At 67.4% G+C, this 25,746-nt stretch carries 30 protein-coding genes; 19 read left to right on the plus strand and 11 right to left on the minus strand.

Annotation, left to right across the window (positions count from 1 at the left end):
* Positions 1–91 precede the first annotated feature (91 nt).
* A complete protein-coding gene (locus tag WBA97_RS19245) occupies positions 92–625 on the minus strand; it encodes a DivIVA domain-containing protein (protein ID WP_424232238.1) in 534 nt (177 codons plus the stop codon).
* Positions 626–877: 252 nt separating this feature from the next.
* On the opposite strand from WBA97_RS19245, the gene WBA97_RS19250 reads away from it, so the two are divergent.
* The 9 genes from WBA97_RS19250 (at position 878) to WBA97_RS19290 (ending at position 10,140) form a co-directional block, all read left to right on the plus strand.
* Positions 878–1,420: a hypothetical protein gene (locus WBA97_RS19250; protein WP_424232239.1), complete on the plus strand. Its 543-nt coding sequence runs from the start codon at positions 878–880 to the stop codon at positions 1,418–1,420.
* 331 nt (positions 1,421–1,751) lie between these two features.
* Positions 1,752–3,326 (plus strand): sugar ABC transporter ATP-binding protein, encoded by a 1,575-nt coding sequence (locus WBA97_RS19255; protein WP_424232240.1) that lies wholly within the window; start codon positions 1,752–1,754, stop codon positions 3,324–3,326.
* Positions 3,323–4,318, plus strand: a complete 996-nt coding sequence (locus WBA97_RS19260; protein ID WP_424232241.1) for an ABC transporter permease — start codon at positions 3,323–3,325, stop codon at positions 4,316–4,318. The genes WBA97_RS19255 and WBA97_RS19260 overlap by 4 nt, the downstream gene beginning before the upstream one ends.
* A 73-nt stretch (positions 4,319–4,391) precedes the next feature.
* The gene (locus WBA97_RS19265) at positions 4,392–5,351 is read left to right on the plus strand and encodes an ABC transporter substrate-binding protein (protein ID WP_424232242.1); all 960 of its coding nucleotides are present in this window, start codon (positions 4,392–4,394) and stop codon (positions 5,349–5,351) included.
* Between the two features lie 160 nt (positions 5,352–5,511).
* Positions 5,512–6,318: an ABC transporter substrate-binding protein gene (locus tag WBA97_RS19270; protein ID WP_424232243.1), complete on the plus strand. Its 807-nt coding sequence runs from the start codon at positions 5,512–5,514 to the stop codon at positions 6,316–6,318.
* 247 nt (positions 6,319–6,565) lie between these two features.
* Entirely contained in the window at positions 6,566–7,384 is an 819-nt protein-coding gene (locus WBA97_RS19275) for an amino acid ABC transporter permease (protein WP_424232244.1), read from the plus strand.
* Positions 7,381–8,160: an amino acid ABC transporter ATP-binding protein gene (locus WBA97_RS19280; RefSeq protein ID WP_424232245.1), complete on the plus strand. Its 780-nt coding sequence runs from the start codon at positions 7,381–7,383 to the stop codon at positions 8,158–8,160. Before WBA97_RS19275 ends, WBA97_RS19280 begins: the two co-directional genes overlap by 4 nt.
* Before the next feature lie 374 nt (positions 8,161–8,534).
* On the plus strand, positions 8,535–8,801 hold the full coding sequence (locus tag WBA97_RS19285; protein ID WP_424232267.1) for a PA14 domain-containing protein: 267 nt from the start codon (positions 8,535–8,537) through the stop codon (positions 8,799–8,801).
* A 271-nt stretch (positions 8,802–9,072) separates the two neighbouring features.
* On the plus strand, positions 9,073–10,140 hold the full coding sequence (locus tag WBA97_RS19290) for a hypothetical protein (protein WP_424232246.1): 1,068 nt from the start codon (positions 9,073–9,075) through the stop codon (positions 10,138–10,140).
* A 91-nt stretch (positions 10,141–10,231) separates the two neighbouring features.
* Here the strand turns inward: WBA97_RS19290 and WBA97_RS19295 are convergent, their stop codons facing one another.
* A complete protein-coding gene (locus WBA97_RS19295; RefSeq protein ID WP_424232247.1) occupies positions 10,232–11,107 on the minus strand; it encodes a helix-turn-helix transcriptional regulator in 876 nt (291 codons plus the stop codon).
* Positions 11,108–11,250: 143 nt separating this feature from the next.
* Here WBA97_RS19295 and WBA97_RS19300 point away from each other — a divergent pair, with 143 nt between their 5' ends.
* Entirely contained in the window at positions 11,251–11,613 is a 363-nt protein-coding gene (locus WBA97_RS19300) for a nuclear transport factor 2 family protein (protein WP_424232248.1), read from the plus strand.
* A 3-nt stretch (positions 11,614–11,616) separates the two neighbouring features.
* Positions 11,617–12,723 carry a branched-chain amino acid aminotransferase gene (locus WBA97_RS19305; RefSeq protein ID WP_424232249.1) on the plus strand — a complete coding sequence of 369 codons (1,107 nt, stop codon included), beginning with the start codon at positions 11,617–11,619 and terminating at the stop codon, positions 12,721–12,723.
* A gap of 89 nt (positions 12,724–12,812) precedes the next feature.
* Here the strand turns inward: WBA97_RS19305 and WBA97_RS19310 are convergent, their stop codons facing one another.
* Positions 12,813–14,306 (minus strand): right-handed parallel beta-helix repeat-containing protein, encoded by a 1,494-nt coding sequence (locus WBA97_RS19310; protein WP_424232250.1) that lies wholly within the window; start codon positions 14,304–14,306, stop codon positions 12,813–12,815.
* 360 nt (positions 14,307–14,666) lie between these two features.
* Between WBA97_RS19310 and WBA97_RS19315 the strand changes: the two genes are divergently transcribed.
* Together WBA97_RS19315 and WBA97_RS19320 are read left to right on the plus strand one after the other, a co-directional pair.
* On the plus strand, positions 14,667–15,164 hold the full coding sequence (locus WBA97_RS19315) for an MFS transporter (protein ID WP_424232251.1): 498 nt from the start codon (positions 14,667–14,669) through the stop codon (positions 15,162–15,164).
* Positions 15,165–15,340: 176 nt separating this feature from the next.
* Positions 15,341–15,535 (plus strand): RGCVC family protein, encoded by a 195-nt coding sequence (locus WBA97_RS19320; RefSeq protein WP_424232252.1) that lies wholly within the window; start codon positions 15,341–15,343, stop codon positions 15,533–15,535.
* Between the two features lie 48 nt (positions 15,536–15,583).
* Here WBA97_RS19320 and WBA97_RS19325 read toward each other — a convergent pair whose 3' ends face one another.
* Positions 15,584–15,739 (minus strand): DUF6307 family protein, encoded by a 156-nt coding sequence (locus WBA97_RS19325; RefSeq protein WP_424232253.1) that lies wholly within the window; start codon positions 15,737–15,739, stop codon positions 15,584–15,586.
* Positions 15,740–15,987: 248 nt separating this feature from the next.
* On the opposite strand from WBA97_RS19325, the gene WBA97_RS19330 reads away from it, so the two are divergent.
* Together WBA97_RS19330 and WBA97_RS19335 are read left to right on the plus strand one after the other, a co-directional pair.
* Positions 15,988–16,524 (plus strand): GNAT family N-acetyltransferase, encoded by a 537-nt coding sequence (locus WBA97_RS19330; RefSeq protein WP_424232254.1) that lies wholly within the window; start codon positions 15,988–15,990, stop codon positions 16,522–16,524.
* Positions 16,525–16,753: 229 nt separating this feature from the next.
* The gene (locus WBA97_RS19335; RefSeq protein ID WP_424232255.1) at positions 16,754–17,854 is read left to right on the plus strand and encodes a glycosyltransferase family 4 protein; all 1,101 of its coding nucleotides are present in this window, start codon (positions 16,754–16,756) and stop codon (positions 17,852–17,854) included.
* Positions 17,855–17,897: 43 nt separating this feature from the next.
* Here the strand turns inward: WBA97_RS19335 and WBA97_RS19340 are convergent, their stop codons facing one another.
* From WBA97_RS19340 to WBA97_RS19360, 5 genes are all read right to left on the minus strand, one after another.
* Positions 17,898–18,104 (minus strand): hypothetical protein, encoded by a 207-nt coding sequence (locus tag WBA97_RS19340; protein ID WP_424232256.1) that lies wholly within the window; start codon positions 18,102–18,104, stop codon positions 17,898–17,900.
* Between the two features lie 210 nt (positions 18,105–18,314).
* A complete protein-coding gene (locus WBA97_RS19345; RefSeq protein ID WP_424232257.1) occupies positions 18,315–18,701 on the minus strand; it encodes a lipopolysaccharide assembly protein LapA domain-containing protein in 387 nt (128 codons plus the stop codon).
* A gap of 122 nt (positions 18,702–18,823) precedes the next feature.
* Positions 18,824–19,579 carry a GAF and ANTAR domain-containing protein gene (locus WBA97_RS19350; protein WP_424232258.1) on the minus strand — a complete coding sequence of 252 codons (756 nt, stop codon included), beginning with the start codon at positions 19,577–19,579 and terminating at the stop codon, positions 18,824–18,826.
* Between the two features lie 23 nt (positions 19,580–19,602).
* Positions 19,603–20,325 carry a GAF and ANTAR domain-containing protein gene (locus WBA97_RS19355; protein WP_424232259.1) on the minus strand — a complete coding sequence of 241 codons (723 nt, stop codon included), beginning with the start codon at positions 20,323–20,325 and terminating at the stop codon, positions 19,603–19,605.
* A gap of 7 nt (positions 20,326–20,332) precedes the next feature.
* On the minus strand, positions 20,333–20,773 hold the full coding sequence (locus WBA97_RS19360) for an STAS domain-containing protein (RefSeq protein WP_424232260.1): 441 nt from the start codon (positions 20,771–20,773) through the stop codon (positions 20,333–20,335).
* 520 nt (positions 20,774–21,293) lie between these two features.
* Between WBA97_RS19360 and WBA97_RS19365 the strand changes: the two genes are divergently transcribed.
* Complete coding sequence (locus tag WBA97_RS19365) at positions 21,294–21,959, plus strand: response regulator transcription factor (RefSeq protein WP_424232261.1); 666 nt, start codon at positions 21,294–21,296, stop codon at positions 21,957–21,959.
* Between the two features lie 85 nt (positions 21,960–22,044).
* Here WBA97_RS19365 and WBA97_RS19370 read toward each other — a convergent pair whose 3' ends face one another.
* Complete coding sequence (locus WBA97_RS19370) at positions 22,045–22,710, minus strand: TetR/AcrR family transcriptional regulator (RefSeq protein WP_424232262.1); 666 nt, start codon at positions 22,708–22,710, stop codon at positions 22,045–22,047.
* 81 nt (positions 22,711–22,791) lie between these two features.
* Here WBA97_RS19370 and WBA97_RS19375 point away from each other — a divergent pair, with 81 nt between their 5' ends.
* Positions 22,792–23,805: an NAD(P)-dependent alcohol dehydrogenase gene (locus tag WBA97_RS19375; protein ID WP_424232263.1), complete on the plus strand. Its 1,014-nt coding sequence runs from the start codon at positions 22,792–22,794 to the stop codon at positions 23,803–23,805.
* A 31-nt stretch (positions 23,806–23,836) separates the two neighbouring features.
* Positions 23,837–24,580, plus strand: coding sequence for a DUF4389 domain-containing protein (locus WBA97_RS19380; protein ID WP_424232264.1), 744 nt, complete (start codon positions 23,837–23,839; stop codon positions 24,578–24,580).
* A gap of 69 nt (positions 24,581–24,649) precedes the next feature.
* On the opposite strand, the gene cutA is transcribed toward WBA97_RS19380, so the two are convergent.
* The gene (gene cutA, locus WBA97_RS19385; protein WP_424232265.1) at positions 24,650–24,958 is read right to left on the minus strand and encodes a divalent cation tolerance protein CutA; all 309 of its coding nucleotides are present in this window, start codon (positions 24,956–24,958) and stop codon (positions 24,650–24,652) included.
* Here cutA and WBA97_RS19390 point away from each other — a divergent pair.
* Positions 24,957–25,631 (plus strand): phosphatase PAP2 family protein, encoded by a 675-nt coding sequence (locus tag WBA97_RS19390; RefSeq protein ID WP_424232266.1) that lies wholly within the window; start codon positions 24,957–24,959, stop codon positions 25,629–25,631. The two genes, cutA and WBA97_RS19390, sit on opposite strands and share 2 nt — an antisense overlap.
* Positions 25,632–25,746 lie beyond the last annotated feature (115 nt).

The raw sequence follows: 25,746 nt of genomic DNA on the forward strand, positions 1-25,746 counted from the left end.
ACCCCTCTTCTCAGGTTCCCGCAAGCCGACCAGAGGTCGCACGTCACCGCATCACCCGCGACTGGTGAGTGCGGACGGTTACCGCGACGGTTCAGTCGGTGTTGACGTTCATGTGGTCGACGATCTCGTAGAGGTAGGACACCTCGGCGGTCAGAGCGTCGCGGATCTGTGCGATGCGGTCGCCGACCTCGGCGGCGGCGGCGGTCAGTTCACGCTCGCGTTCGTTGTAGAAGGACCCGGCCCCGCCCTCACCCGCGATCTGCCTGCTCGCGTTCGCGACCAGCCGGAACGCCTCGGCGCGAGCCTCCTCCACCAACCGCTGCGCCGCTGTTCGCGCGTTCTCCACGATCTGGTCCGCACGCCGTCGCGCGTCGGTGATGATCTGGTCGGCGAGCACGTGATGATCCTTGCCGACCGCGGTCTGCGGCCCGTGCGGGTCACTGGGCCGCAGCGCGACCTGGTCCAGCACCTGCTGCTTCTCGCTGACGGCGCGCTGCAGGGAGATCATGGCCGTTTCGACGCGGTCGAGGAACTCGTCCACCTGCGTCTCGTCATAGCCGCGGCGGAGCATCGGTGCATGGTCGAAGACGACGGAACGAATCTCGTCAGGCGTCAGCTCGCTCATGCCCCGCGCTTCTCCGTTCTCCGGCGGCGCCGGTCGGCCTCTTCGGCCCGCACGACCCGCATCCCAGCGGCAACGATACGGCGACCAGAACCGGACATCGCAGGTGCTCACCCGTGCGTGTCGTCACGGTGGAGTTCGAGAGAACCGATCGCGCGTCATCCACGTCCCCTGGTGGGGTGACCGAGGCGGAGCGGTGAACGCGCTGCCCGCGGCGGTCCCCCGATCGATACCGCCGTCCCGAGAAAGCCGGTCATGACGCAACGCCCCACCGAACCGCACACCATGTCGTCGTCCCGACGGCGCTCGGCCTGGTCATGGACGATCGCAGGCGCCGTAGTAGTCGTCGCGGCGGTGGTCACGCTCCTGCTGACCACGGACGACACCACCAGCGACGATCAGAGCGCTCCCGCCACGAGCACAACGACGGTTTCCGACGGTGACCACGACCTCAGCACCCCGCAAGCAGCAGCCGAGTCCTTCGCGGCGGCCGCCGAAAAGGGTTCCGGCGACGCGTTGCTGGCGCTGGCCTGTGTCGGCCGCGAAACCTGCGTCCGCGAGCACCCCGCCGAGGCGGGCGACACCCAGCTCGCGGAGGCACAGGCCACCATCCGCGACGGCGTGTACGAGCTCGCCGAGCACCTCAAGGGCGCCGAGTTCACCACGGCGGTGGACGGCACCGAACCAGGCACGAAGGACGTCCCGTACCGCACCCCGGCGATGACCGGCGACACCTACCTCACGCTCACGTTCGTCCAGTCCGAGGGCGACTGGCTGTACTACGGCCCCGCGACGTAAGGACCGAACCCCAAACTCGCGGGTCCTGAACCGTGGACTCGCGGGTCCTGAACCGAAGACTCGCGGGTCCTGAACCGAAGACTCGCGGGTCCTGAACCGTGGACTCGCGGGTTCCGAACCGAAGACTCGCGGGTCCCGAACCGTGGACTCGCGGGTTCTGAACCGTGGACTCGCGGGTTCTGAACCGTGGACTCGCGGGTTCTGAACCGTGGACTCGCGGGGTTTGGGCTTGTGGTGGTTTGTCCACAATGGACGGTTGGATGCCTTGTGGTGGGTGCACTACCGTGCACATGAGGACCCGGTGCTCGATGCGTCACTGTGGAGTACGTCTATGGCCGAGCTGCTCGAGGTAGCAGGCGTCAGCAAGACCTTTCCCGGAGTACGTGCTCTCTCCGACATGCGTCTGGAACTTCGCGCGGGTGAGGTGCTCGCGCTGGTCGGCGAGAACGGTGCCGGCAAGTCGACGCTGATGAAGCTGCTCTCCGGCATCTACACCGCGGACACCGGGTCGTTCCAGCTGGCCGGCGAGCCGCTGGAGATCACCGGGCCAAGGCAGGCGATGGAGCTCGGCATCAGCATCATCCACCAGGAGTTCAACCTGGTGCCGCACCTGACCGTCGCACAGAACATCTTCATCGGCCGGGAGCCGAGGCGGTTCGGGGTGCTGCTCGACGAGCGCAGGCTCGTCCGGGACGCGCGGGAGCTGATCGAGCGGGCGAACCTGCCACTCGACCCCGGCGCGGTCGTCGGCGGGCTGACCGTGGCGAACCAGCAGATGGTCGAGATCGCCAAGGCGCTGTCCCGCGACCCGCGGGTGCTGATCATGGACGAGCCGACCGCGGCGCTCAGTGACGCCGAGGTCGCCGCCCTCCACGAACTGATCAGGGGTTTCGTGCGGCCCGGCACCGGTGTCATCTACATCTCGCACCGGATGGAGGAGATCAGGCGGATCGCGGACCGGGTCACGGTGATCCGGGACGGCCAGTACATCGACACCGTCGACATCGACACCAGCACCACGCGGGAGATCATCTCGATGATGGTCGGCCGCACGATCGACGGCGGCGCGGGACCCGCGGGCGTCCGGGACGACCGCGAGGTCATCCTGGAGGTCACGGGGCTGAGCACGAGGAGCCTGCTCAAGGACGTCTCGTTCGACCTGCGCGCGGGCGAGATCCTCGGCCTCGCCGGGTTGATGGGCGCGGGACGCACCGAGACCGCCCGCGCGATCGTCGGCGCCGACCCGGTCGACGCGGGCACGATCTCGTTACGCGGCAGACCGATCCGCATAGCCCATCCCGCCGACGCGGTGCGGCACGGCATCGGCTACCTGTCCGAGGACCGCAAGCGCTACGGCCTGTTGCTCGACAAGGACGTGAAGGCCAACATCGTGCTCGCGGCCCTGCGGAACAGGTTCACCACCGCGGGGTTCGTCAACGACCGGGCGGCGCGGGCCGACGCGGCAAGGCACGTGGACTCGCTCAGGATCAAGACGCCGTCGCTGGACCAGACCGCGAAGTTCCTGTCCGGCGGCAACCAGCAGAAGGTCGTCATCGCGAGATGGCTGGCGCGCGACTGCGACATCCTGATCTTCGACGAGCCGACCCGCGGCATCGATGTCGGTGCCAAGGAGGAGATCTACCAGCTCCTCAACGAGCTGGCCGAACAGGGGAAGTCGATCATCATGATCTCCTCGGAACTGCCCGAGGTGTTACGCATGTCCCACCGGGTGGTGGTGATGAGCGAGGGCAGGGTGACGCGGATCCTCACCGCCGCCGAGGCCACGCAGGAGAGCATCATGCACTACGCGACCCTGCGGCCGGACGAGAACGTCGACGACGCCGTCGAACTGGGGCTCGACCCGGTCGAGCTGGGGCTGGAGCAGGCAGAAGGGGAGCAGTCATGACGGCGGTCAAGACGCCAGTGCGGGAGTCGGCAGGCAGGTTCGTCGCCGTCGCCAAGGGGCGCCTGCAGCAACTGCTCGCGTTCGCGAGCCTCATCGTCATCTCCGCGTTCTTCTCGGTCGCGAGCCCGTACTTCTTCACCTACAGCAACTTCACCGCGGTCCTGTTCTCCACCGTGGTCATCGGGACGCTGGCGATCGGCACCACGTTCGTGATCATCACGGGCGGCATCGACCTGTCGATCGGCACCGGCATGGCGCTGTGTGCGGTGATGGCCGGGGTGTTCATCGTGAACATGGACCTGCCGCTGGCTGTCGGGGTCGTCGCGACGATCCTGTTCGGCGGCCTGATGGGGCTGGTCAACGGCATCAACATCGCCGTGCTGCGCATCCCGCCGTTCATCGCGACCCTGGCGATGATGCTGGTGGCGGGCGGACTCGCGCTGGTGCTGTCCAACAGCGCGCCGATCTACTTCAGCGAGGACCCCTCGTACACGAAGATCTCCACTGGCAACCTGATCCCGGGCGTGGAGTTCCCGAACGCGGTGGTCGTGCTGATCGTCGCGGCGGCCATCGCGGGCGTGCTGCTCACCAAGACGCTGCTCGGCCGCTACACGTACTCGATCGGCAGCAACGAGGAGGCCACCGCGCTGTCGGGCATCGACGTGCGCAAGTGGAAGATCGCGATCTACGCGTTCGCCGGCCTGTTCACCGGGCTCGCGGGCATCATGATCTCGGCTCGGCTGGGATCGGCGCAACCCGCCACCGGCATGGGTTACGAGCTGCAGGCGATCGCGGCGGTGGTCATCGGCGGCACGTCACTGTCCGGCGGCAAGGGGTCGATCGTCGGCACGCTCATCGGCGCGCTGATCATCGGCGTGCTGGACAACGGGCTGCAACTGATGTCGATCCCGCAGGAGTGGCAGAACGTCATCCTCGGCTGCGTGATCCTCGTGGCCGTCTACACCGACATCCTCCGCAAGAAGGAGGCCTGAGGGGCATAGCGGGTAATCGAATACCCGCTACCCTGAGCGATCGCATGGTGACCAGGACGAAGGAGATCTGGGCATGAGGATGATGAAGGTCGGCGCCGCGCTGCTCGGTACCGCCATGGCCCTCTCACTCACCGCGTGTGGCGAGGAGGGCGGCGGAGGAGGCGACCAGCGGTACGTCGCCATCGTCTCCAAGGGGTTCCAGCACCAGTTCTGGCAGGCGGTGAAGCAGGGCGCCGAGGAGGAGGCGGACAAGCAGGGCGTCCGGGTCACGTTCGTCGGCCCGCCGACCGAGGCGGACGTCGAGGAGCAGATCAACATGCTCACCAACGACCTTGCCAAGTCGCCGGACGCGATCGGGTTCGCCGCGCTGGACAGCAGGGCCGCCGAACCGCTGCTGCAGCAGGCGAAGTCACAGAACGTCCCGGTGGTCGCCTTCGACTCCGGTGTGGACAGTGACGTCCCGGTGACCACCGTCGCCACCGACAACAAGGCCGCCGCCGCGGAGGCCGCCAAGCACATGGCCGAGCTGCTCGGCGGCAAGGGCAAGGTCGCGATGGTCGTGCACGACCAGACCAGCAAGTCGGGCACCGACCGGCGCGACGGCTTCCGGGAGTGGATGGCGGAGAACGCGCCGGACATCACCGTGCTCGACCCACAGTACGGCGGTGGCGACCAGCTGAAGTCGGCCAACATCACGAAGTCGATCATCTCCGCCAACCCGGACCTGAAGGGCATCTACGCGTCCAACGAGGGCTCCGCGATCGGCGCGATCAAGGGTGTCGAGGAGAGCGGGAGGTCCGGCATCCAGCTCGTCGGCTTCGACTCCGGCAAGGCACAGGTCGACGCGATCAGGGACGGGGCGATGGCGGGCGCCGTCACCCAGGACCCGGTCAACATGGGACGCGAGCTCGTGGTCGCCGCGGTGAAGGCGATGGACGGCGAGCAACTGCCGAAATCCATCGACACGGGCTTCTACTGGTACGACAAGACCAACGTGGACGAGGCCAAGATCAAGGCTGTCCTGTATGAGTGACCCCGTTCGCTACACAGCGTGACCACTCTTTCGTGTGTGCCGCGACGGGCCCCCAACAGTTAAGAGCACGCAACAATGACCGCTAGCGTTGGGCAGTGTCGGTGTGGGATGGCAGTATGCGCTTCACTCAAACCGATCTGAGTAATGAGGAGTCAATACCGTGACGCGTCGACCCACGCTGAAACTCTGGGCGCTCGTGCCCGCGATGGCCCTGGTACTCGCGGGCTGCGGGGACGATGGGGGCGACGGCAGTAACGCCGGCAGCGGCGGCCCGGAGCTGGTCAACGAGGGCAAACTCACCAACTGCACCGGCCTGCCGTACAAGCCGTTCGAGTACGAGGACAACGGCGAGGTCGTCGGCTTCGACATCGACCTCGTCGACCTGGTCGCCAAGAAGCTCGGCGTCGAGCAGGAGGTCATCGACACCCCGTTCGACGGCATCCAGTCCGGCGCGGACTTCAACTCGGGCAAATGCGACATCTCGTCCGCCGGTATGACGATCACCGACGAGCGCAAGCAGAACATCGACTTCTCCGACCCGTACTTCGACGCCACGCAGGCGCTGGTCGCGAAGAAGGGGTCGGGCATCAAGGACATCACCGACCTCGATGGCAAGAAGCTCGGCGCCCAGAACTCGACGACCGGCTACGACTACGCCAACGAGAACGCCAAGGGCGCGGAGGTCATCAACTTCGAGGACCTCGGCCTGCTGCTCACCGCGGTGGAGTCCGGCCAGGTCGACGCGGGCATCAACGACAACGGCGTGCTCTTCGACTGGGTCAAGGAGAAGACGGACTTCGAGGTCGTCAAGGAGTTCGACACCGGCGAGCAGTACGGCATGGGCCTCCGCAAGGGCAACACCGCCCTGCTGGAAGTGGTCAACGACGTGCTGGCCGAAGCCAAGTCGAGCGGCGAGTACGACAAGATCTACGAGAAGTGGTTCGGCACGAAGCCGTCGTCCAACTAGCCGGCTGGGCCCGGGGCTCGCGCGTCTGGTGCCCCGTCCAGGCGGATACGGCACGCTTCTCGACGGCCCCGCCGCCCGCTGGCGGCGTTGCCGAAAGGCCCGGGTACAACCCGGTACGAGGACCTTTCGGCGCCTTGCCAGCGAACACCGGGATCCGCCGATAACCACCCCAAATCCACCCTGGACGAGACACTGGCGCGGGCCCCTTCGCTCTTGGTAGATCCATCTCTCGAGGAGTCGCCTTCGCATGGCCATGTCCAAGCGCAAGCGGGCGCGAGTCGTCCGCACTGTGCAGTACGGCATCCTGGTCGCGGTTGTCCTGGTGGTGGGGTTCACCGCCAACTGGAGCAAGATCCGCACCACGTTCTTCGACCTTGAGGTCGCCCGGGACATGTTCCCCGAGGTCATCACGGTCGGTCTGTTCAACACGGTCATCTACACCGCGCTGGGCTTCGGGTTCGGGCTGGCGCTCGCGCTCGTGCTCGCGCTGATGCGGTTGTCGGAAGTGCGGGTGTACCGCTGGATAGCGGGCCTCTACATCGAGTTCTTCCGCGGCCTGCCCGCCCTGCTGGTCATCCTGGCCGTCGGCACCGGCATCCCGCTGGCCTTCAACACCTTCCTCGACAAGTACGTGGCGCTGATGATCGCGCTCGGCATCGTCGCGTCCGCCTACATGGCGGAGACGTTGCGTGCCGGTATCCAGGCGGTGCCGCGTGGCCAGGTCGAGGCGGCCCGCTCGCTGGGCATGTCGTCGGGCCGCACGATGGTGACCATCGTCATCCCGCAGGCATTCAAGATCATCCTGCCGCCGCTGACCAACGAGCTGATCCTGCTCACCAAGGACTCGTCGCTGGCGCTGTTCCTCGGCGCCTCGGTGTCCGAGTACGAGCTGACCCAGTTCGGCCGGGTTGCGCTGAACGAGTCCCGCAGCCTCACGCCGGTGCTGGTGGCAGGCATCTGCTACCTGATCATCACGATCCCGCTCTCCTACCTGTCCAGGTACCTGGAGCGGCGAACCGGTGGCAGGAAGATCAGCACGCCCGAGTCGACCGAGGTGAAGGCATGACTACTGCGGAGGAGACTCCCGACCTCGCGGTCGACATCCGCGACCTGCACAAGTCGTTCGGCCCCGTCGAGGTGCTGCGCGGGATCGACGTGCAGGTCAAGCGCGGCGAGGTGGTGTGTGTCATCGGGCCTTCCGGGTCCGGCAAGTCGACGTTGCTGCGCTGCGTGAACGTGCTGGAGGAGCCGACCGCGGGGTCGGTCGTCGTGGACGGGGTCGAGCTGACCGACCCGGACGTCGACATCGACGCCGCCAGGACGAAGATCGGCATGGTCTTCCAGTCGTTCAACCTGTTCTCCCACCTGAACGTGCTGAACAACCTCACGGTCGCGCAGATCAAGGTGCTCAAGCGCGACAAGGTCGAGGCGGAGCGGACCGCGCTCGCGAACCTCGAACGGGTCGGCCTCTCCGGCCGCGAGCGCGCGATGCCGAGCCAGCTCTCGGGCGGCCAGCAGCAGCGGGTGGCGATCGCCAGGGCACTGTCGATGAGCCCGGACGTGATGCTGTTCGACGAGCCGACGTCCGCACTGGACCCGGAGCTGGTCGGGGACGTGCTCGCCGTGATGCGGCGGCTGGCCGACGAGGGCATGACGATGCTCGTCGTCACGCACGAGATGCAGTTCGCTCGCGAGGTCGCGGACAAGGTGCTGTTCATGGACGGCGGCGTCGTCGTCGAGGAAGGCCCGCCGGAACAGGTCATCGGCGACCCGCACGAGGAACGCACGCGTACGTTCCTGTCCCGGGTGCTCAACCCCGTGCAGGTCGACGGGACCGAGTGACCGGGTAGCAGCGGATCCGGGGTCGCGGGTGTGCCGAGATGGCGCACCCGCGACCTCCGCACTTTCGCACAATCCCACCCTTCTTTCGTTGACTTGACGCAAAAGTCTCCGTTAACTGTGTGCGACTCGGTGGTCGCACAGCGGAGCGAGGACCGCGTCCTGCCGGAGGAGGAAGGTCCATGCGGCCGTTCGTCGCCCTGCTCGCCGTGGTCCTGGCCGCCGGTTTCCCGCCCCGGCCATCGCGGCGCCCGGCATCCCGCCGCAGGAACCGGGGGTGACGCTGCGGTGTTCGACGTGCAGGTGCCGTTGACGGACTTCTGCACGCTCAAGCCCAGCCAGACCCCCAACATCGACAAACTGATGCCGACGATCGACTGGACGGCCACCGAGCGCTTCGGGTCGTCGACCGGTCCGCGACCGAGGCCACCGGCTACCTCGACATCGGCACCACCGGCGGCTACAACTTCCGGCTCACCAGCGACGACGGGGCCCGGTTGCTCATCGGCGGCACGGCGGTCATCGACAACGGCGGCGTGCACGGACCGACGCCGAAGGAGGGCTCGGGCACGATCCCGCTCCAGGACCACGGCGATTCCGGCGAGAACCCGAGATTCCGCAACGTCTGGATCGAGCGCCGCTAGGCCCGGCTGCCCGAAAAGGCAGACGAAACCACGCGTTAGTCAGTTTTCTGAAACCATTTGATTTGTCCAATATTTGTCCAGTAATAGACGCAATTACGGGTATTAATACCTTGGATCAACCAGGGAATAAGTCCCGAATTTCGCAGTATTTGACAAATCGGCGACACGGTTCACAACCCTGAACGAACAACGGGAATATATCCCCTACTGCTTTCCTGATCAAGGAGCAGATATGTTCAGAGTCATTTCGTCGATACTTGTCATCCTGTTGTTGACCACCTTGGCCGTGGTGTACGGAGGGCCGCGAACGGCCCCCCGGCCGGCCGCACAGCCCACTGTTCTCGCGACCGGCGTGAACCTGTACGGCCTCGATGCCCACGATGGCACCATCGTCCAGGACGGCGCTGTCTTCTATCTGTACGGAACCCGTTATGGCTGTGGGTTCACGTGGCGGCAGCCGAACACGCCGTTCTGCGGGTTCGGTGTGTGGACCGCGAGTGCGGTCACCGGGCCGTGGACGTTCCAGCGGCTGCTGTTCACCGCCGCGAGCCAGAACCCCTGGAATGGACAGTCCTGGCAGTACACCTGCGGCAGCGACGGCGCTGGGTGCTTCAACCCTCGGATGGTCAAGCGGGCCTCTGATGGTGTGTGGATGTTGTGGTTCAACGCTCCCGGCGACTACAACCGGACAGGGGCGAACGCCTACTACGTCATGGGATGCAACTCGCCGACCGGCCCATGTGGAGCAGCCGCGGGAGCACCGTACGGCAGCACACACAAACCGGCCATGCACATCTGCTACGGCAACGGCGACCACTCGATCGTCGTCGACGGCACCACCGGCTACATCATGTGCACGAGGGTGAACCAGACGATCGCCATCGAGCGGCTGGACCGCTGGTGGGCCAACGGTGATGGCACCGGCGCGGCCAACGTCGCCGGACTGACCCAGGTGGAATCACCGGGCGCGTGGCGCGCCGCGGACGGGAAGTGGATCCTGACCTACTCCGACATCAACTGCGGCTACTGCGCCGCGAACGCCACAGGTTACGCGGTGGCCGACACACCACGCGGCCCGTTCACCGCACCAGGAAACGTCGGCGTCAGCGCACCGGAACGGGCCCGGCGCGACATCTCGGCGTCGTCCTGCGGCGGACAACCACGAACCGTCGTCACGCTCAACGGCCAGCCCTATCAATGGATCGATCTCTGGGTCGGCACAACGAACGAGACCATCGCCGGAATCCACCTCGAACCACTGATCACCAACCCGCCGTACTTACCCCCGGCGAACGGCAGGGTCCAACCCGGCGGAATTCTCCCGTTCACCTGCGTTTGATCCGAATCCGATTTTGACCGGTAACCGAGCGCGTTTCCGACGGCGGTGTGGGCACGGATACGAATATCCGGCGCACACCGCCCGGACCGGGTCAGGACTGTGGCGACTCGGACAGTTCCTGGGTGGCGGCCCAGCTGGCGAGCATCGTGAGCCCGTCGGCCGTGGGGGTGTTCGGGGTCGCGGTGTAGACGTTGAGGGACAGCCCGGGCTCGGAGGGCAGCTCCATCGTCTCGAAGTTCAGGTCCAGCTGCCCCACGATCGGGTGACGGAGCCGTTTCTGACCACTGCGGTGGAACTGCACGTCGTGCGAGGCCCAGCGCTTCCGGAAGACCTCGCTCTGCGTCGACAGCTCACCCACCAGCTCGATCAGTGCCCGGTCGTGCGGGTCGCGGCCCGCCTCGAGCCGCAACATGGCGGCGGCGTCGTTCGCGACCCGGTCCCAGTCCACGAAGAACTCACGCGCGGCCGGATCGAGATAGAGGAACCGTGTCGTGTTCACCGGCCGGCGCGGGTCGGCGAACACGGGGGCGTAGAGGGCACGGCCGATGCGGTTCGTGGCCAGGATGTCGTGGCGGCCGTTGCGTACCCACGCCGGTGCGTCGGAGATGGCGTCGAGGACCTGCTGGACTACGGGACGCACGCTGGTCGGCGGTGTGCGGCGCCTGCGGGGTCCGCGCTCGGCGGCCCTGGCGAGCGCGAACAGGTGGTCGCGCTCGGCCTCGTCCAGCTGCAGCGCGCGGGCGAGCGCGTCGAGCACGCTCTCCGAGGCGCCGGACAGATTGCCACGCTCCATGCGCACGTAGTAGTCGATGGACACGCCCGCCAGCATCGCTACCTCTTCCCGCCGCAGCCCCTCGACGCGCCGGTTGCCGCCATAGGCGGGCAGTCCTGCCTGGTCGGGGGTGATGCGCGCCCGCCGCGAGCTGAGGAACTCGCGCACCTCGGCGCGGTGGTCGGTGTGGCCCATAACCCCAGGGTAGGCCGCCTGCCGGGCACGAGAGGGGTAACGTCACTACCCCGGACTTCGTCGGCGGCGCGGCACGACTCCTGCGTAACGATCTTTCGCCGGGGGTCGACATCCTGGCAGGTTTTCAACGAATGGGGGTTCGCATGGCACGCGATCTCGTCACCGAACGGGTACGCCGATACTACGAGTACGTCGACGCTGGGCAGGTCGACGAGCTGCTCGGCCTCTTCGAACCGGACGCCGTCTACCACCGGCCCGGCTATCCGCCGATGACAGGCCGTGCGGCGATGGAGGCGTTCTACCGCGGTGAGCGGGTCATCTCCTCCGGTGCGCACACGCTGAGCCGGATGACCGTCGACGACGCGGGCGCCGCGGTGCACGGTCAGTTCGCCGGTGTCCTCAAGGACGGCCGTGAGGTGAGCCTGCGGTTCGCCGACTTCTTCGTCGTCGGCGAGGACGGCTTGTTCGCCCGCCGGGACACCTTCTTCTTCGCACCGATGGTCTGAACGATGGTCCTACCTGCCACGACGTCCTGGACCAGGACGACAGTGCGACACCGGATCTCCGACGATGAGCTGGCGGCACGGACCGCGCGGCCGGCGTTCGGCGAGGTGCTGACCGAGCACATGGTCTCGGCGCGGTGGTCGGCCGAGCGCGGCTGGCACGACGCCGAGGTGCTGCCGTACGCGCCGCTGACGATGGATCCCGCGATGGTGGGCCTGCACTACGGCCAGGTCGTGTTCGAGGGAATGAAGGCCTACCGCCAGCCGGACGGCTCGATCGCCGCCTTCCGCGCGGTCGACCACGCTCGCCGGTTCCAGCGTTCGGCCGCCCGGCTCGCCATGCCGGAACCACCGGTGGAGCTGTTCCTGTCCGCGCTCACCGAGCTGGTGGCCGCGGACCGCCGCTGGGTGCCGTCGGCGGAGTCGCAGAGCCTTTACCTGCGCCCGATCCTGTACGCCGTCGACCCGTGTCTGGCATTGCGCCCTGGCGCCCAGTACCGGCTCCTCATACTGGCCATGGTCACCGAGACCTTCTTCGGCGAAGGCGCGCCGCCGGTGTCGGTGTGGGCGGGCAGCCGGTACGCGCGAGCCGCGAACGGTGGCACCGGCGAGGCGAAGTGCGCGGGCAACTACGCAGGCGGGTTCGTCGCGCAGGTGGAGGCCGCCGAGCACGGCTGCCAGCAGGTGGTGTGGCTGGACGCGGCCGAGCACCGGTGGGTGGAGGAGATGGGCGGTATGAACATCTTCCTCTGCTACGGCGACCAGCTGGTCACCCCGCCGCTGTCCGGCACGCTGCTGCCGGGCATCACCAGGGCCTCCGTGCTGACGCTCGCGCCGGAGCTGGGTCTCACCGTCGTCGAGCGGAAGGTGTCGCTCGAGGAATGGCAGGCCGCTTGCCGCGACGGCTCGCTGACCGAGGCCTTCGCCTGCGGCACGGCCGCGGTCATCACCTCGATCGGCAGGCTGGTCACCGAGTCCGACACCGACACGATCGGCGACGGGAACCCTGGTCCGGTGGCGAACCGGCTTCGTGCCACGCTGACCGGGCTGCAACGGGGCCTCGCCGCCGACCCGCACGGCTGGCGGCAACAACTGGCAGGCCCGGACAGCTGACTCCGCACCCCACGATGCTCTGAAGGTGCCCTTCGGGACGCTCGACGTCCTGAAGGGCACCTTCGAGGCGTTGGCGACGGCCCTCGGCGCTAGCCGCAGCCTTCCGAGTCGCCGAAGGTGCTGCAGGTGTCCTGGTTGTATGGCGCCGCAAGCCATGCGTCGATCGTCAGCGAGCGTGATGTGTCGTGTGCGACGAACGTCCATGGGCCGTAGTAGCTGTTGTCGTACCACCGGTTGTCCTGCTCGAAGGTGATCGCGTCCGAGACCAGCCAGCCCTTGTACGGCGACCATTCCGGGTAGGTGCCGTAGTGCGACACCACCGCCATCCGCCCGCACAGCGAAAGGCATCCCGGCGTCTCCGAGTCGAACTCGAAGGTGTTCTCGCGAACGTGCACCCGCTGGGTCTTCCACCGGCAGTCGTCATACAGCGGCGCCGACGCTATCCCCGGCTGGGCACAGGTGGAAACCAGCGGCACCAGTGGCGTGCAGGACAGCGACGACGTGTTGGCCGGGCTGTTGCAGAACCGGTCCGCGTTCTCCCACAACGTGATACCCGACCAGTTGTCGGAGAACATGTTGCCCCGGATATCGATCTTGTCGGTCCGTGCGGGTATCCGGGGGTCGCCGCCCGACTCGCTGATGTACACCGCGGCGACCGGGAAGTTGTCGCCCCGCGCGGCACGCCGCGCGCCCTGTACCAACATGTTGCGCCGGAAGGTGTTCCCACTCACCACGAGGTTGTACGAGAGCTCGTAGAACAGCCCCTCTGCCTCGTTGTCCTCGATCAGGTTGTCCTCGACGACGAAGTCGTTGTTGTTCGTGTCGGCCCAGAGGCCGGTGCCGTGGTTGTGGTGCACCCAGTTGCCCCGGATGTCCGCACCGTTGACCGCCCAGAACTTCGCGCCGCCGCTGCAGCCGCAGCCCGGCACCACGGTCTCCCAGTCGCCGGTGTTGTTGCCGGTGATCTCGTTGTCCTCGATGACCAGATCGGTAAGCCCGCCAAGGCGGTAGGCGTTGATCCCGTACTGCCCGTTGTCCCGCAGGCAGTTCCCGCGCACCTGCTGGCCGTTCCCGGCCATCATCGCGGCACCCTTGTTGTCCTCGATGATGTTGCCCTCGATCACCCAGCGCGGTCCCGAGTCATGGTTGACGACGCCCTGGTCCTGGTCCGCGACGAACCCGCGGATGGTCAGTCCCCTGATCACCACGTCGGCGGCCTGCTGGGTGAAGGCCGCCCGGTTGATCCCGCGCCCGTCCAGCACCGCGCCAGGCGCGCCGAGATAGCGGTTGCCGTCCTTCGGGATCACCTGCCCGAACTGGTCGGACGCCAGCAGGTGTGTGCCGGGGCGCAGCCAGAACGTCGTGCCTGCCGGACTGGTCCGGGTCACGGCCGACAGGTCGGTGCCAGGCGTCACGATCTCGGCGCCCTGGGGTGCGGAAGGAACACCGACGACGGTGTCGCACACCCCGGGACCGGCCTCCTCATCCGCCGCCGACGCTCCCGCTGACACCCCGGCCGGGACGCCGACCTGCACTATCACCAAGGAAATCACCACGGACAGTGCGCGCGAACCAGCCCTCATGTGTGCCCTCCGGAAATGGCGGTATACCGGACCCTTGCCAAGCCACGGCGACGTAACGCTTCCTTGTCACACCAAAGAGGGTGTCGCTCCGAGAGGTAATACCGTTGCAGCTGGTGGAATATTTCTTTCCCGCCTTTCTGGCGGTGACTGGCATGCTATCCTCTCCGGGCTGTCCCCCACTGAAATGATCGGAGGCGGTAACCGTGGACATGGGTCGTGTCATGCGTTTCCGCGCCGTCAGGGGGCTGATCGGCACCTGAGCGGAAACGACGCTTCGTTTCCGAAGGTGGGAATGTTTTGTTTCGGCGGATCAACACGTCCAGCACGCCGGCACCCGCACTTGATCGTTCGTTCTGGAAGTTGTTCATCGCGTCCGCCACGGCCACCTGCGCGGATGGAATCGGCAAGGTTTCGCTTCCGCTGCTCGCCGCGTCGCTGACCAGCAGTCCCGTGCTCGTCTCCGGTCTCACCGCGTTCGCGTTCCTGCCGTGGCTGCTGTTCGGCCTGCCAGGCGGGGCGCTGGTGGACCGGCTGGACCGCAGGCGGGCCATGTCGACCGTCAACATCATGCGTGCCGCCCTGCTCTGCACCATCGTGTTGGTCATCGTCGCCGGTGCGGGAAACCTCCCGGTGCTGTACGTCGCCGCGTTCGCGCTCGGCCGGGTGCTCGGCGCCCACCGCGTGGCGTTGTGGGGCGGCATCCCGCTGGGCGCACTGATCGGTGGCGCCCTGGCCGACCGGACCAGCGTGTCGGCAGTGTTCCTCGTTTCCGGCCTCGCCCAGCTCGTCGTCGTGGTCCTGATCCGCCGGCTGATCAACCGGCATCGGCAGCTGATCATCGACTTCTTCGAGTCATGACCTGACGACCACCTTTACAACGTAAAGGTGGTCGGTTCGTTCCCGCCGAAGGCTTCACGACGGCCTGGGGTTACCCTGAGAGCACACCTTGCCGAACCTCGTCGACCTCAAGCTTCCGCATCGCAGGGCCTCGACGGCCACCGATCGAGTTCACAGAGGACAGACAGGTGAGGAACATGACGACACCGAGCCCAACAACCCAGATCCTGGCCACCGAGACCGACAAGCGTTGCGCCGCATGCCAGCACAGCTGGGCCGCGCACGACGGCATCGGAGCCCGCTTCTGCGCCGCGACGATCGTCAACGGGAGCACCCGCGGCTGTGTCTGCGCTCCCGACACGGCCATGAGCGAACCTGACGTGACGGACTGACAGGTTCGCGCGATCCACGCCGCGGCGTGGATCGCGCACCGGGCTGGATCAGCGGGTCGGCTCCGGGATGTGGTCGATGGCGTATACGACCTGCACCGCGAGGTCGCGGGCGGCCTTGTCACCGAGCTTCGAGTTCTTCTGGAGAACGTCCTGCACGAAGGTGACCCGTTGTTCGTAACGGGAGACGAACGTGGTGTTGGCCATGGCAGGCTCCTTGTTTCGGCAGCGGTCTCGCGAACCAGGCAGATGCCTTGCGAGGCAGGGAGATTCCGGAACGCGGGACAAGAGCACCGCACGCACCGATTCGACAGATTGCCGGGAAACTGGCACCTCGAACGGGGTGTCATCGGTCCGGATGTGGTCATCGTACGCCCCTCCGGATCACTCGCACCCCGGGCCGCCGTACCGAGAATTCACTTCGGACAAACGGAGCGGCCGGTGAAGGAGCTGGTATGCGCACCCAGGAACTCACCACCGAACGGCTGACTCTGCGCCCGTGGCACATCAATGACAGCCAGGCCGCGCTCGACGTCTACGGACACGCGGAGGTGACCCGCTGGCTCAGTCCCGGCATGGACCAGGTGCCGAACCTCGCGGCCATGCGTTTGCTGCTACAGCAATGGATCGCCGAGGACGCCCGCTTGCCCGCACCGATCGGCCGGTGGGCGATCCAGCGCAGGAGCGACGACCGGGTGATCGGCGGCGCCATCCTGCTTCCGCTGCCCCCTGGCCAGGAGGACCTCGAGATCGGCTGGCAACTGCACCCCGACACCTGGGGCAACGGCTACGCCAGCGAAACCACGCGCGCGCTCGCCACCTGGGCCTTCAGTCACGACGTGTACGAGATCTTCGCCGTCGTCCGGCCCGGCAACGCCCGCGCCGCGGCCACGGTCCGGCACAGCGGCATGCAGTGGGTGGGCGAGACCACCAAGTACTTCGACGCCGACCTGCAGGTGTTCCGCTTGCGCATGGCCGATCTCAACCGCTGAAACTTACTGTGTACGGTGTACCTCAATCGTACGTCGTTCAGAGATCAGCACGTAGGTACCTCGTGCCCGACACCCGCCCCATGCGCCCCGGTCCTCGGCGCACCCTGAGTGAGCAGGCAAACTCCCCGGGCGGGTCCGCGACAACCAGATAGACGACTCGTCACTGCCGTGGCGGACCGCGTCCACGCACTCGCCCGCGATGTGCGGAACGAACCGGGAAAGCTCAAACTTGATATCGTTCATCTGGTCTCCTGGTAACCCCCTGCCCGCCGGTACCGGCGGCTCCGAGAACTACACCGTCGGCCAGGTACGAGAACTGAACCGGCGCGGAATCCATGCCCAGATCGTCACCGTCGGTCTCAGCGCCGACGACGGCAGGGACGACTTCACCGGGATCCCGTTCCTGTCCCTGCCCACGGTCTCGAAGGTCGGGGACCTCGACGGCACGGTCGTCTTCGTCAACGAACCGCACCCGGTGCCGACAAGAAACCCGGCCTTCCTGATCCTGCACAACCCGCCCCCCATCCGCGAGCACGAGAAGGCGTTCGCCCGCGAGGGGACCCGGGTTCTCGCGCTGATCGCCACCAGCCGGTACGCCGCCGAGCTCTGGGCGGCCTTCCTGGATGTCGACGTCGCGACCATCAACGTCGTGTACCCGTTCGCCGAACCGTGCTTCGCCACCCAGCCCCGGCCGGACCGGCCACCGGGGAAGACACGGGTCCTGTTCGCGGGCAGGCTCAGCCCGGAGAAGGGCGTCTACACGCTGTTGGAAACCCTCCACATCGACATCATCGACCAGGACACTGACCTCACGTTCACCGCGACCACCGCCGGTGCGGACAAGCCACAGGGCGCGATCATCGAGCGGCTGCTCGGCGAGCACCCCGGCATCTCCGTGGTCGCCGCGTGCAAGACCCCCGCCGCGATGGCCGCTCTGATGGCCGGGCACGACATCGTGGTGATGCCGTCCAACAGCCAGTACTGGCACGAGACCTTCGGCATCGTCTCCATCGAAGCCCAGCACTCGGGTTGCCGGGTGATCGCCTCCGATGACGGCGGACTCCCCGAGACCGACTGCGGCGGCGTCGTACTCGTCACACCCGACAACGCAGAAGCACTCGCCTGGGCCATCCGCACCGCCGTGATCAACGGGCCGTTCCCGCCCGCAGGAAGGCACCACGCGGGCACGAGGTTCACCGTCGGCCAGTCCGTGGACACACTCCTCGCGGTTTTCGCCCAACCACAGGCGATTCCACCCGCGACCATCGTCGCGCAACTCGAGGAACTGGTCCTCGTGCCGTCGGCGGCCACGTACCCCAGAGCTGGCTAGTGGCCGAACGGGGGCAGTCCCACCAGGTCCGTCGACGATGCCGTTACCGGTCGGAGGTGGCGACGTAGGTCAGCGAGTCCAGCAGATGGCCGCTGTCGTCGCGAAGCTCCACCCGCACCTGATGTCCGGCGGAGACACCGAGCTCCGCCGGGTGTCGTTCACATCGCTGACTCAGCCGGAAGGCGGCCGTGGACTCCTCCCGCAGGAGGCGGCCGTCATCAGCCGTCCGGTAGGAGAGAAAACGTTCCATCGGCGGTTATCCCCGTCCTGTTCGTCGTCCTGGACTAGTCCGCCTCCCCGGAATTTACAGTGTTGGTATCGACCCAGCGCATCCGCGGACCGCAGGCGGTTGGTGGCTGAGTACCGTCACGTTCCCCTGAGGTCACTGCTGATCAGGCCCAGACCCACGCACAAGGATCCATAGGACAGGCTCTAGCCCACTGTGGACATTCCACTGTGGTCAGTCGCGTTGCTGTTTGCGGATCCTGCGTCGCAGCTGGGTGATGCGTGCGGTACCGAGTATCACGGTGAGCAGCACCGAGCCGACCGCGGCGACCAGCAGCGCGACGGCCAGCGGCGTGGTGGTGGTCATCCACAGGAACGAGATCTCGGTGCTGCCGGTGTTCTGTGCCAGGAAGATGATCAGCAGCACCGCGAGTAGCGCCGCCGCGGCGAGGGCCACCCAGGCCGCGCCGGTACGGGTGGAAGGAACCTGGGCGGGTGAGGGTGCCGCGGGAGCGGGCTGGGCCGGTGGCAACACCGGGCCGGCAGCAACCGGGGTGTCCGTGGGCGCGGAACGGATCGGTACCTGGCCGTTGAACTGACGACTGGCGCGGGGAACGGACATGGCGCACCGCTTCTTCCAGATTTCGAGCCGGAGTGGCCGCATCTCGGAAATGGGATGTGGCCGCGGCTCGGCAACCCCACTCTACGCGCGGGAGGACGAATGCGACGGCGGCTCGCGGCCGGTCACGCCCGGGGTGGATCGAGCCTCGAGTGCCGGCCCTTCCTGAGCGCCTCGTCGTCGAGCACGCCCTCGATGATCTGTGCGGCAACGTCGCTGAGCCGGCGGCCCCGGCTGCGGGCGAAGTCGCGCATGAGCTGGAACGCCTGGTCCATGGGGAGGCTGCTGCGCTGAGCGAGGACACCCTTGGCCTGCTCGATCTGGACGCGGCTGGTGAGCGCGGTCTGCAGCTGGGTGGCGAGCAGTTCGCTGGCGGCGATGGCGCGTTCCTGGATCAGTCCGACGGTGGCGACGTCGGCCATGGCCTGGCCGATCCCCAGGTCCGCATCGCTCAGCCTGCCCGCTTCGAGCCGGAACAGGTTCAGCGCGCCGATCGTCTCGCTGCGCAACCGCATCGGAAGCGCCTGCGCCGACTGGAATCCCAGCCCGTGCAGTTGCTCGGTGAACGCCGGCCACGCCGACTTCATCGCGGCCAGGTTGTCGCGGGCCACCGGTCGCCCGGACCGGTAGCAGTCCAGGCACGGGCCTTCGTTGCTCTGCAGCTCGTACAGTTCGAGCAGGCGGGCCTCTTCGGCGGACGAGGCCATGACATGCAGGCCCCCGTGCCGGTCGGCCAGCATGATCCCGGCGGCGTCGGCGTCGAGCAGCTCGACGCTGCGGGTGGCCAGCGTGTGCAGGAACTCCATGACGTCGAATTCGGCCACCAACGTGTCGGCCAGGTCCACGAACGTGGTGGCGAGGAGTTGCTCCCGGCTTGTCATGAGCGCAGCCTCCGCTCTCAGGATTACGGCGGATCCTGCCGGATAGTTCCGCCGGACTCGCTGTCGAAGAACAATCGGCGGCTGACCACGTCGGCAGCGATGGCGGACACCGACTTCCCCGAAGCGTACGCGTGCGCACGAAGCCGCAGCAAAGCCTCGACGAGGCTGACACCCAGCTGGATCGTCATCATCCCGGTCGCCTGATGCACCTCAGCCCGGCCGTCGGCAGGGCCCGTGAGCACCGAACCCGCACCGTCGTCCTGCAGGTGCAGGATCACTTCCGTGGCCGCGTCGGCGAACGCCAGCGCCTCGGCGAGCTCGGGGGCGGTGAGCATCCCGGGGACGTCCCGGTACAGATCCAGCACCCCGACCCGAATCGCGCCGACCCGCAACGGGAACGCGAACACGGCGCGGACACCGGCGGCGAGCACCGCCGCGCCGAAACGGGGCCAACGAGAGGTCCCGGTTGCCACGAGATCGGGTTCGAGCACGGCCCGGCTGCCGCCGGACGCCTCGACGCAGGGCCCCTCACCAAGCGCGAACTGCAGCTCCTCCAGCTGCCGGGCCTGCCCGTCGGTGGCCGCGAGCACGATTCCGCTCGGCCCGTCGACGGTCATCAACGCCGCACCGACACCACTGACCGGCAACGCCGACAGGCATGCCGCACACAGCCGCGAGGGCAACGAGACCCGCTGATCCCCATGGGCGAGCGCGGACAGGATCTCGGCGACCCGGGGATTGCGCATGGCGGTCCTATGCATCCGGCCCGCCCTCCTGGGCGGGCAGCGCGCCGGCGAGCGCCGGGTAGATGTCGAACACGCGGTCCAGGCCCATGACCATCAACGGCAGCAACACAGGGTGATGGTGCGCGACAAGGCTCACCCTGACTCCAGCCGCCATCGCGGCCTCCCTGGCCACGACCAGGACGCTCAGACCGGCCGCCCCGAGGAAGTCCACGTCGGCGAGGTCGATGACCAGCGGCGGCCCGTCCGGCCGCAGCAGAGAGAAGACGACGTCCCGCAACAGCGGGCCTGTGTAGAGGTCCACCTCACCGCGCACCGCGACCACGACCGCACCGGAGTAGTTCGCATGCACAGTGACGGTCAGCAGGTCCGCGTTCTGGCGCCGGCCCGACGGCACGGTGGCGGAACGTGACGGATCGTCAGGCGATTCGGGCCACAGGTCGACGGTCATCGACCCGTCGCCGCCGTTGTGTCTTCATGCATGAGAGCGTCCCATCGGGACCTTGGAGGGCGCCTGAGAGGAGGTCCCTCGGGCCGGGTGGCATCAAACCGGGGTCCCGGGCATCTACACGGCATGCTACGCCCATTCCCGCCGCCCAGGTGGCATGCGAGCCCGCCGGCTTCACGTCGCCGGTGGTGGTTTCGGTTCGCGGGCGTGAGGTACACGAGTCACGTGATTTCCGCACGAGGAGCACCGCGCAGAATTGCGATGCGGTGTCCAACGTCTACGTACCGACATTTGTTCCCGCCATCGCGCTGCCCGACAAACCGGCAAGAATGTCGGTTAATCCCTGGTTCTAGGCTATCCGAGTGACTTGATCGCCGTTACCGCCGCAGCGGTAGTAGGTTACGCATCATTACCCCAGACTTGGTGACGGAGCCGCATCGCGAATGATCGACAAAACGAAAACTTCTGGGGCTGTGCCAGACGCCAACCGCCAGGCCGCCCCATCATCACTTGACGAGCAGGAATGACCGGCACATTCCCGACGAGCCTGGTTCCGCACCCGACCGAAGATCCGGTTTCCGGGGTGATCACGGTACTGCTCGCCACGGATCTCGGCCTGTTACGCGGGGCTTTGGTGAGTCTCCTTTCCAGGCACGAGGACATCGACGTTGTCGCCGCCCCGGAATGCGGTGACCAGGTTTTACGGATGGCACTGCAGACGCGGCCGGACGTGGTCGTCATCGAGGTCGACATGTACTCGGGCGCCAGCCTCACCGTGATCGGGGAGCTGCGCAGGCAGTTGCCCGACTGCCAGATCGTCGCCCTCGCCGAGGCCAAGCCCGCCGAATTGGTGCGACGCCTGCTCGCCACCGACGTCCTGTGCGCGATCGACAAGAACGCCCCGACCCCCCGGCTGGTCGAGGCGATTCGCGGTGCCGCACAGGGACAGCTGGTGGTCGACACCAGCCTCGCCGTCGCCGCACTCTCGGCGGATGCCAACCCGCTGACCCCACGGGAGGTGGACGTGCTGCGTGTGGCGGCCGGCGGCGCCACCGGACCCGAGATCGCCAAGCGTCTGTACCTGTCGCCGGGCACCGTCCGCAACTATCTGTCCAACGTGATCAGCAAGACCGGCGCACGCACCAGGACCGACGCGATCCGCATCGCCCGCGACGCTGGCTGGGTCTAACGCTCCCGCGCGGGAGAGTGGGATGCCCTGAAAAGACGCGGTGACGCGTCTTTTAGAGCATCCCACTCTCCGGGGACCACCAGCGTCAGACGGGCCGGAGTGCGCGTTCGAGGCCGTCGAGGATGAGGTCGAGCCCGAACTCGAACTCGTCGCCGTAGTCGTAGCCGGGTTTGAGGACGTGCCCGACGGTCAGCTCGGTGAGGTGCGGGTACTCACCGGTGGCGAACCGGGCCATGATCGCCTGCGCGACGTTCGCGGTCTCGCTCTCGGTGTCGAAGGGCAGGTTCGGCTCCTGGAGGGCGAACCCGTAGATGTAGCTGTCCAGCACCGCGTACGCGTGGGCGACCATCTCGATCGAGAAACCCGCGCCGCGCAACACTCCGATCACGGCGTCGTGATGGCGCAAGGTCGCGGGGCCGGGTGTGCTCCGTGACTCCATGAGGCCGGTGGCCCACCGGTGACGCGACAGGGCCTCGCGGGCCGAGACCGCCCTGCCGCGCATCGCCGACCTCCAGCCGGCTCCGTCGGCAGGCAGCTCGATCTCCTCGAAAACGCAGTCGATCATGCCGTCGAGCAGGTCGACCTTGTTCGCCACATGGTTGTAGAGCGACATCGCCTCGACACCGAGTTCGACACCGAGCTTGCGCATGGTCAGCGACTCGATCCCACCCGCGTCGGCCAGTTCGACCGCGGCACGCAGCACCCGGTCACGGTTCAGCCTGCCACGCGAGCTGTTCTCAGAGTCGATCACCAGCACTCCTTCCTCCTTGACTTCCTTACGGCGTAAGCGTACTACTACTTACAAGATAAGCTTACAAGGTAAGGACGTGCGATGGGTACCGAGCGACCCGGATCGGCCGAGGCGAGGACGATGAAGGCGATCGTCCAGGACGCGTACGGCGAGGCCCAGGACGTCCTCTCGTTGTCGGAGGTCGACCGGCCCGAGATCGGCGACGCCGAGGTGCTGCTCCGGGTGCACGCGGCAGGCGTGGACCGGGGTGTCTGGCACATCATGGCCGGTCTCCCCTACCCGATTCGCCTGGCGGGTTACGGGTTGCTGGCACCCAGGACCCGCGTCCGGGGTCGCGAGGTCGCGGGGCGCGTGGCGGCCGTCGGCAAGGACGTGACCGGGCTGCGGGTGGACGACGAGGTGTACGGCGTCGGAGAAGGCAGCTTCGCCGAGTACACCCGTGCGAGCGCGGACAAACTCGCACCCAAACCGCGCAACCTCACCTTCGAGCAGGCTGCGGCCGTCCCCATCTCCGGGCTCACCGCACTACAGGCCGTTCGCGACGGCGGCCAGGTGCGAGCCGGGCAGAAGGTGCTGGTCATCGGCGCGTCGGGCGGCGTCGGCACGTTCGCCGTACAGATCGCCAAGGCGTTCGGCGCCGAGGTCACCGGGGTGTGCCGCACGGCGAAGGCGGACCTGGTCCGTTCCCTCGGCGCGGACCACGTCATCGACTACACGCGCGCCGACATCACCGAGGGCGGGCAGCGCTACGACGTCGTCATCGACACCGGCGGGCACCGCTCACTCACCCATCTCCGGCGCGCCCTCACGCCAACGGGGACGCTGGCCATCGTCGGGTCGGAGACCGGCGGCCGGGTTCTCGGCGGCTTCGACCGCTCCCTCCGCGCACCCGTGCTGTCCCGGTTCATCGGCCAGAAACTGTGCGCGGTGGTCAACTCGGAGAACTCGCGAGACCTCGTCGTGCTCACCGAGCTCATCGAGTCCGGCAAGGTCACGCCGGCCATCGACCGCACCTACCCGCTGAGCGAGACCCCCTCTGCCGTTCGGCACATGGTCGAGGGCCGGGCCCGAGGCAAGATCGTCATCAAGCTCTGACCGCTGCACCACCCACCCGAAAGGAACGACCATGACCACGACAAACCCCCTGGCAACACCCGAGGGCCGCCCGTACCCGCTCAGGGTGCACGCCAGACCGAACGGCCCCCCGTCCCGGCTGCTGTGGCTCGTGAAGTGGCTGCTGATCGTGCCGCACGTCCTGGTGCTCATCGCGCTCTGGATCGCCTTCGCGGTGCTGAGCTTCGTCGCGCTGGTCGCGATCGTGATCACCGGCCGGTACCCGCGGCGGATCTTCGACTTCAACGTCGGCGTGCTGCGCTGGAACTGGCGGGTTTCCTACTACTCCTACGGAGTACTGGGCACCGACCGCTACCCGCCGTTCACGCTGGCCGAGGTGCCTGACTACCCGGCCGGGCTGGACATCGACTACCCGCCGCGACTGCACCGAGGTCTCGCACTGGTGAAGTGGCTACTGGCCATCCCGCACCTGTTGATCCTCGCGATCCTGTTCGGCGGCGGTGGCTGGCTCACCTGGCAGGCCGGCTCCGAAGCCTGGACATGGGGCGGCGGCGGGCTCGTCGGTCTGCTCGTCCTGATCTCCGCGATCACGCTCGCGTTCACCGGCAAGTACCCCGGCCCGCTGTTCGCGATCATCGTCGGGATGAACCGCTGGGCACTGCGGGTCACCGCCTACACCGCGCTGATGACCGACCGGTACCCGCCATTCCGGCTGGACCTCGGCGGCGACGACCCTGGAGAGCCGACCGGCCCGACCGGAGAGCCGACCGTTCGCTCCGCTCCCGCCATGAGCTGACCGGCCCGCGAACCTCGTCGGCGCGGCGACCCGCCGGACGTTGCCGATGCCCTGACGGGCATGGGCACGTCAGCGGGTGTCGGCGGCCTCGCCGACGAGATGGGTGATGTTGTCGGTCACCACGAGGTCGTGTACCTCGTCGCCGTGGTGGCCCGTGATGTGGTCGACCAGCGCGTCCGCCCCCTCGGCGGTGGCTTCGATCTCCACCCGCCATTGCTCGCTCGCGTGCTGCTTGCCGTGCCAGCGGTGCACCCGCCTGATCGGCCCCTCGATGTGCGCGCAGCAGGTGAACTCGGTCCCCGCGACCTCGGCCGCCATCGTGTTGGCGAGCTGTTTGCTGTCCGTCGTGAACGTCACGACGACGTGTGCGTAGTCCATGACTGTGATTCTAGTCACGATCCGTGCCCGGCAGGCCAGCTCGGTGACCGGCGGCCGCCCATGGATAAGGTCGGCCATGGGTTCCCGGCGGCCGACGATTCTCGCCGTCGTCTGCGCTCTCCTCACGGTCGCGCTCGGGCTCGTCTTCGCGGGCGACCACGCCCCCAGCAGGTTCGACACCGCCGCGCGGTCCTCGGTCACCGGATGGCCGCACGGGGTGCTGCGTGCGTTGGTGCTGCCGACCGAGCCGTACGTGCTGCTGCCCGCGTTGGCACTGCTGATCGTCTGGTGCCTGTCCACGTCGCGGCCGTGGGACGCGTTGTTCGTCGCGCTCGGTCCCGCGATCGCGGTCGCGGCGAACACGTGGCTGCTGAAACCGTTGTTCGACCGGTGGAAGGGCGACACCCTCGTCTATCCCAGCGGACATACCGTCAGCATGGTCGCGACGCTCGTCGTGGTGTTCGTGCTCGTCCACGGGCGAGCGCGGGCGATCACCGCCGTCGCAGGCGCGGCACTGCTGACCGGCGTCACGATCGGGATGCTCGGCCTTGGCTACCACTACCTCACCGACGTCGTCGGCGGCGCCTTCTTCGCGGTGTTCGCCGTCCTCGCGGTACGCGGTCTGCTCACGCGGCTCGGGCCGGGAGCCCCGGTGCGTCACGCCGCGCCCTGATGCGCCGGGGTTCATGGCTGCGTGCGGTCATCGAGTGGCGGTGTCGGCGGCAGCGGCCCCCGGCGGACCGCACGGCGTTCGAGGGCGTCGGCGACCATGGCCCGCAGGTCGCGGA

This window comes from Actinophytocola sp. (assembly GCF_049647105.1).
Classification (GTDB): Bacteria; Actinomycetota; Actinomycetes; order Mycobacteriales; family Pseudonocardiaceae; genus Actinophytocola.

Bases quoted from the DNA above. Each gene is read 5' to 3' on its own strand.
- WBA97_RS19245 (WP_424232238.1), bottom strand. From the start codon at position 625: ATGAGCGAGCTGACGCCTGACGAGATTCGTTCCGTCGTCTTCGACCAT.
- WBA97_RS19250 (WP_424232239.1), top strand. From the start codon at position 878: ATGACGCAACGCCCCACCGAACCGCACACCATGTCGTCGTCCCGACGG.
- WBA97_RS19255 (WP_424232240.1), top strand. From the start codon at position 1,752: ATGGCCGAGCTGCTCGAGGTAGCAGGCGTCAGCAAGACCTTTCCCGGA.
- WBA97_RS19260 (WP_424232241.1), top strand. From the start codon at position 3,323: ATGACGGCGGTCAAGACGCCAGTGCGGGAGTCGGCAGGCAGGTTCGTC.
- WBA97_RS19265 (WP_424232242.1), top strand. From the start codon at position 4,392: ATGAGGATGATGAAGGTCGGCGCCGCGCTGCTCGGTACCGCCATGGCC.
- WBA97_RS19275 (WP_424232244.1), top strand. From the start codon at position 6,566: ATGGCCATGTCCAAGCGCAAGCGGGCGCGAGTCGTCCGCACTGTGCAG.
- WBA97_RS19280 (WP_424232245.1), top strand. From the start codon at position 7,381: ATGACTACTGCGGAGGAGACTCCCGACCTCGCGGTCGACATCCGCGAC.
- WBA97_RS19295 (WP_424232247.1), bottom strand. From the start codon at position 11,107: ATGGGCCACACCGACCACCGCGCCGAGGTGCGCGAGTTCCTCAGCTCG.
- WBA97_RS19300 (WP_424232248.1), top strand. From the start codon at position 11,251: ATGGCACGCGATCTCGTCACCGAACGGGTACGCCGATACTACGAGTAC.
- WBA97_RS19305 (WP_424232249.1), top strand. From the start codon at position 11,617: ATGGTCCTACCTGCCACGACGTCCTGGACCAGGACGACAGTGCGACAC.
- WBA97_RS19310 (WP_424232250.1), bottom strand. From the start codon at position 14,306: ATGAGGGCTGGTTCGCGCGCACTGTCCGTGGTGATTTCCTTGGTGATA.
- WBA97_RS19320 (WP_424232252.1), top strand. From the start codon at position 15,341: ATGACGACACCGAGCCCAACAACCCAGATCCTGGCCACCGAGACCGAC.
- WBA97_RS19325 (WP_424232253.1), bottom strand. From the start codon at position 15,739: ATGGCCAACACCACGTTCGTCTCCCGTTACGAACAACGGGTCACCTTC.
- WBA97_RS19330 (WP_424232254.1), top strand. From the start codon at position 15,988: ATGCGCACCCAGGAACTCACCACCGAACGGCTGACTCTGCGCCCGTGG.
- WBA97_RS19340 (WP_424232256.1), bottom strand. From the start codon at position 18,104: ATGGAACGTTTTCTCTCCTACCGGACGGCTGATGACGGCCGCCTCCTG.
- WBA97_RS19345 (WP_424232257.1), bottom strand. From the start codon at position 18,701: ATGTCCGTTCCCCGCGCCAGTCGTCAGTTCAACGGCCAGGTACCGATC.
- WBA97_RS19350 (WP_424232258.1), bottom strand. From the start codon at position 19,579: ATGACAAGCCGGGAGCAACTCCTCGCCACCACGTTCGTGGACCTGGCC.
- WBA97_RS19355 (WP_424232259.1), bottom strand. From the start codon at position 20,325: ATGCGCAATCCCCGGGTCGCCGAGATCCTGTCCGCGCTCGCCCATGGG.
- WBA97_RS19360 (WP_424232260.1), bottom strand. From the start codon at position 20,773: ATGACCGTCGACCTGTGGCCCGAATCGCCTGACGATCCGTCACGTTCC.
- WBA97_RS19365 (WP_424232261.1), top strand. From the start codon at position 21,294: ATGACCGGCACATTCCCGACGAGCCTGGTTCCGCACCCGACCGAAGAT.
- WBA97_RS19375 (WP_424232263.1), top strand. From the start codon at position 22,792: ATGGGTACCGAGCGACCCGGATCGGCCGAGGCGAGGACGATGAAGGCG.
- WBA97_RS19380 (WP_424232264.1), top strand. From the start codon at position 23,837: ATGACCACGACAAACCCCCTGGCAACACCCGAGGGCCGCCCGTACCCG.
- WBA97_RS19390 (WP_424232266.1), top strand. From the start codon at position 24,957: ATGACTGTGATTCTAGTCACGATCCGTGCCCGGCAGGCCAGCTCGGTG.
- cutA (WP_424232265.1), bottom strand. From the start codon at position 24,958: ATGGACTACGCACACGTCGTCGTGACGTTCACGACGGACAGCAAACAG.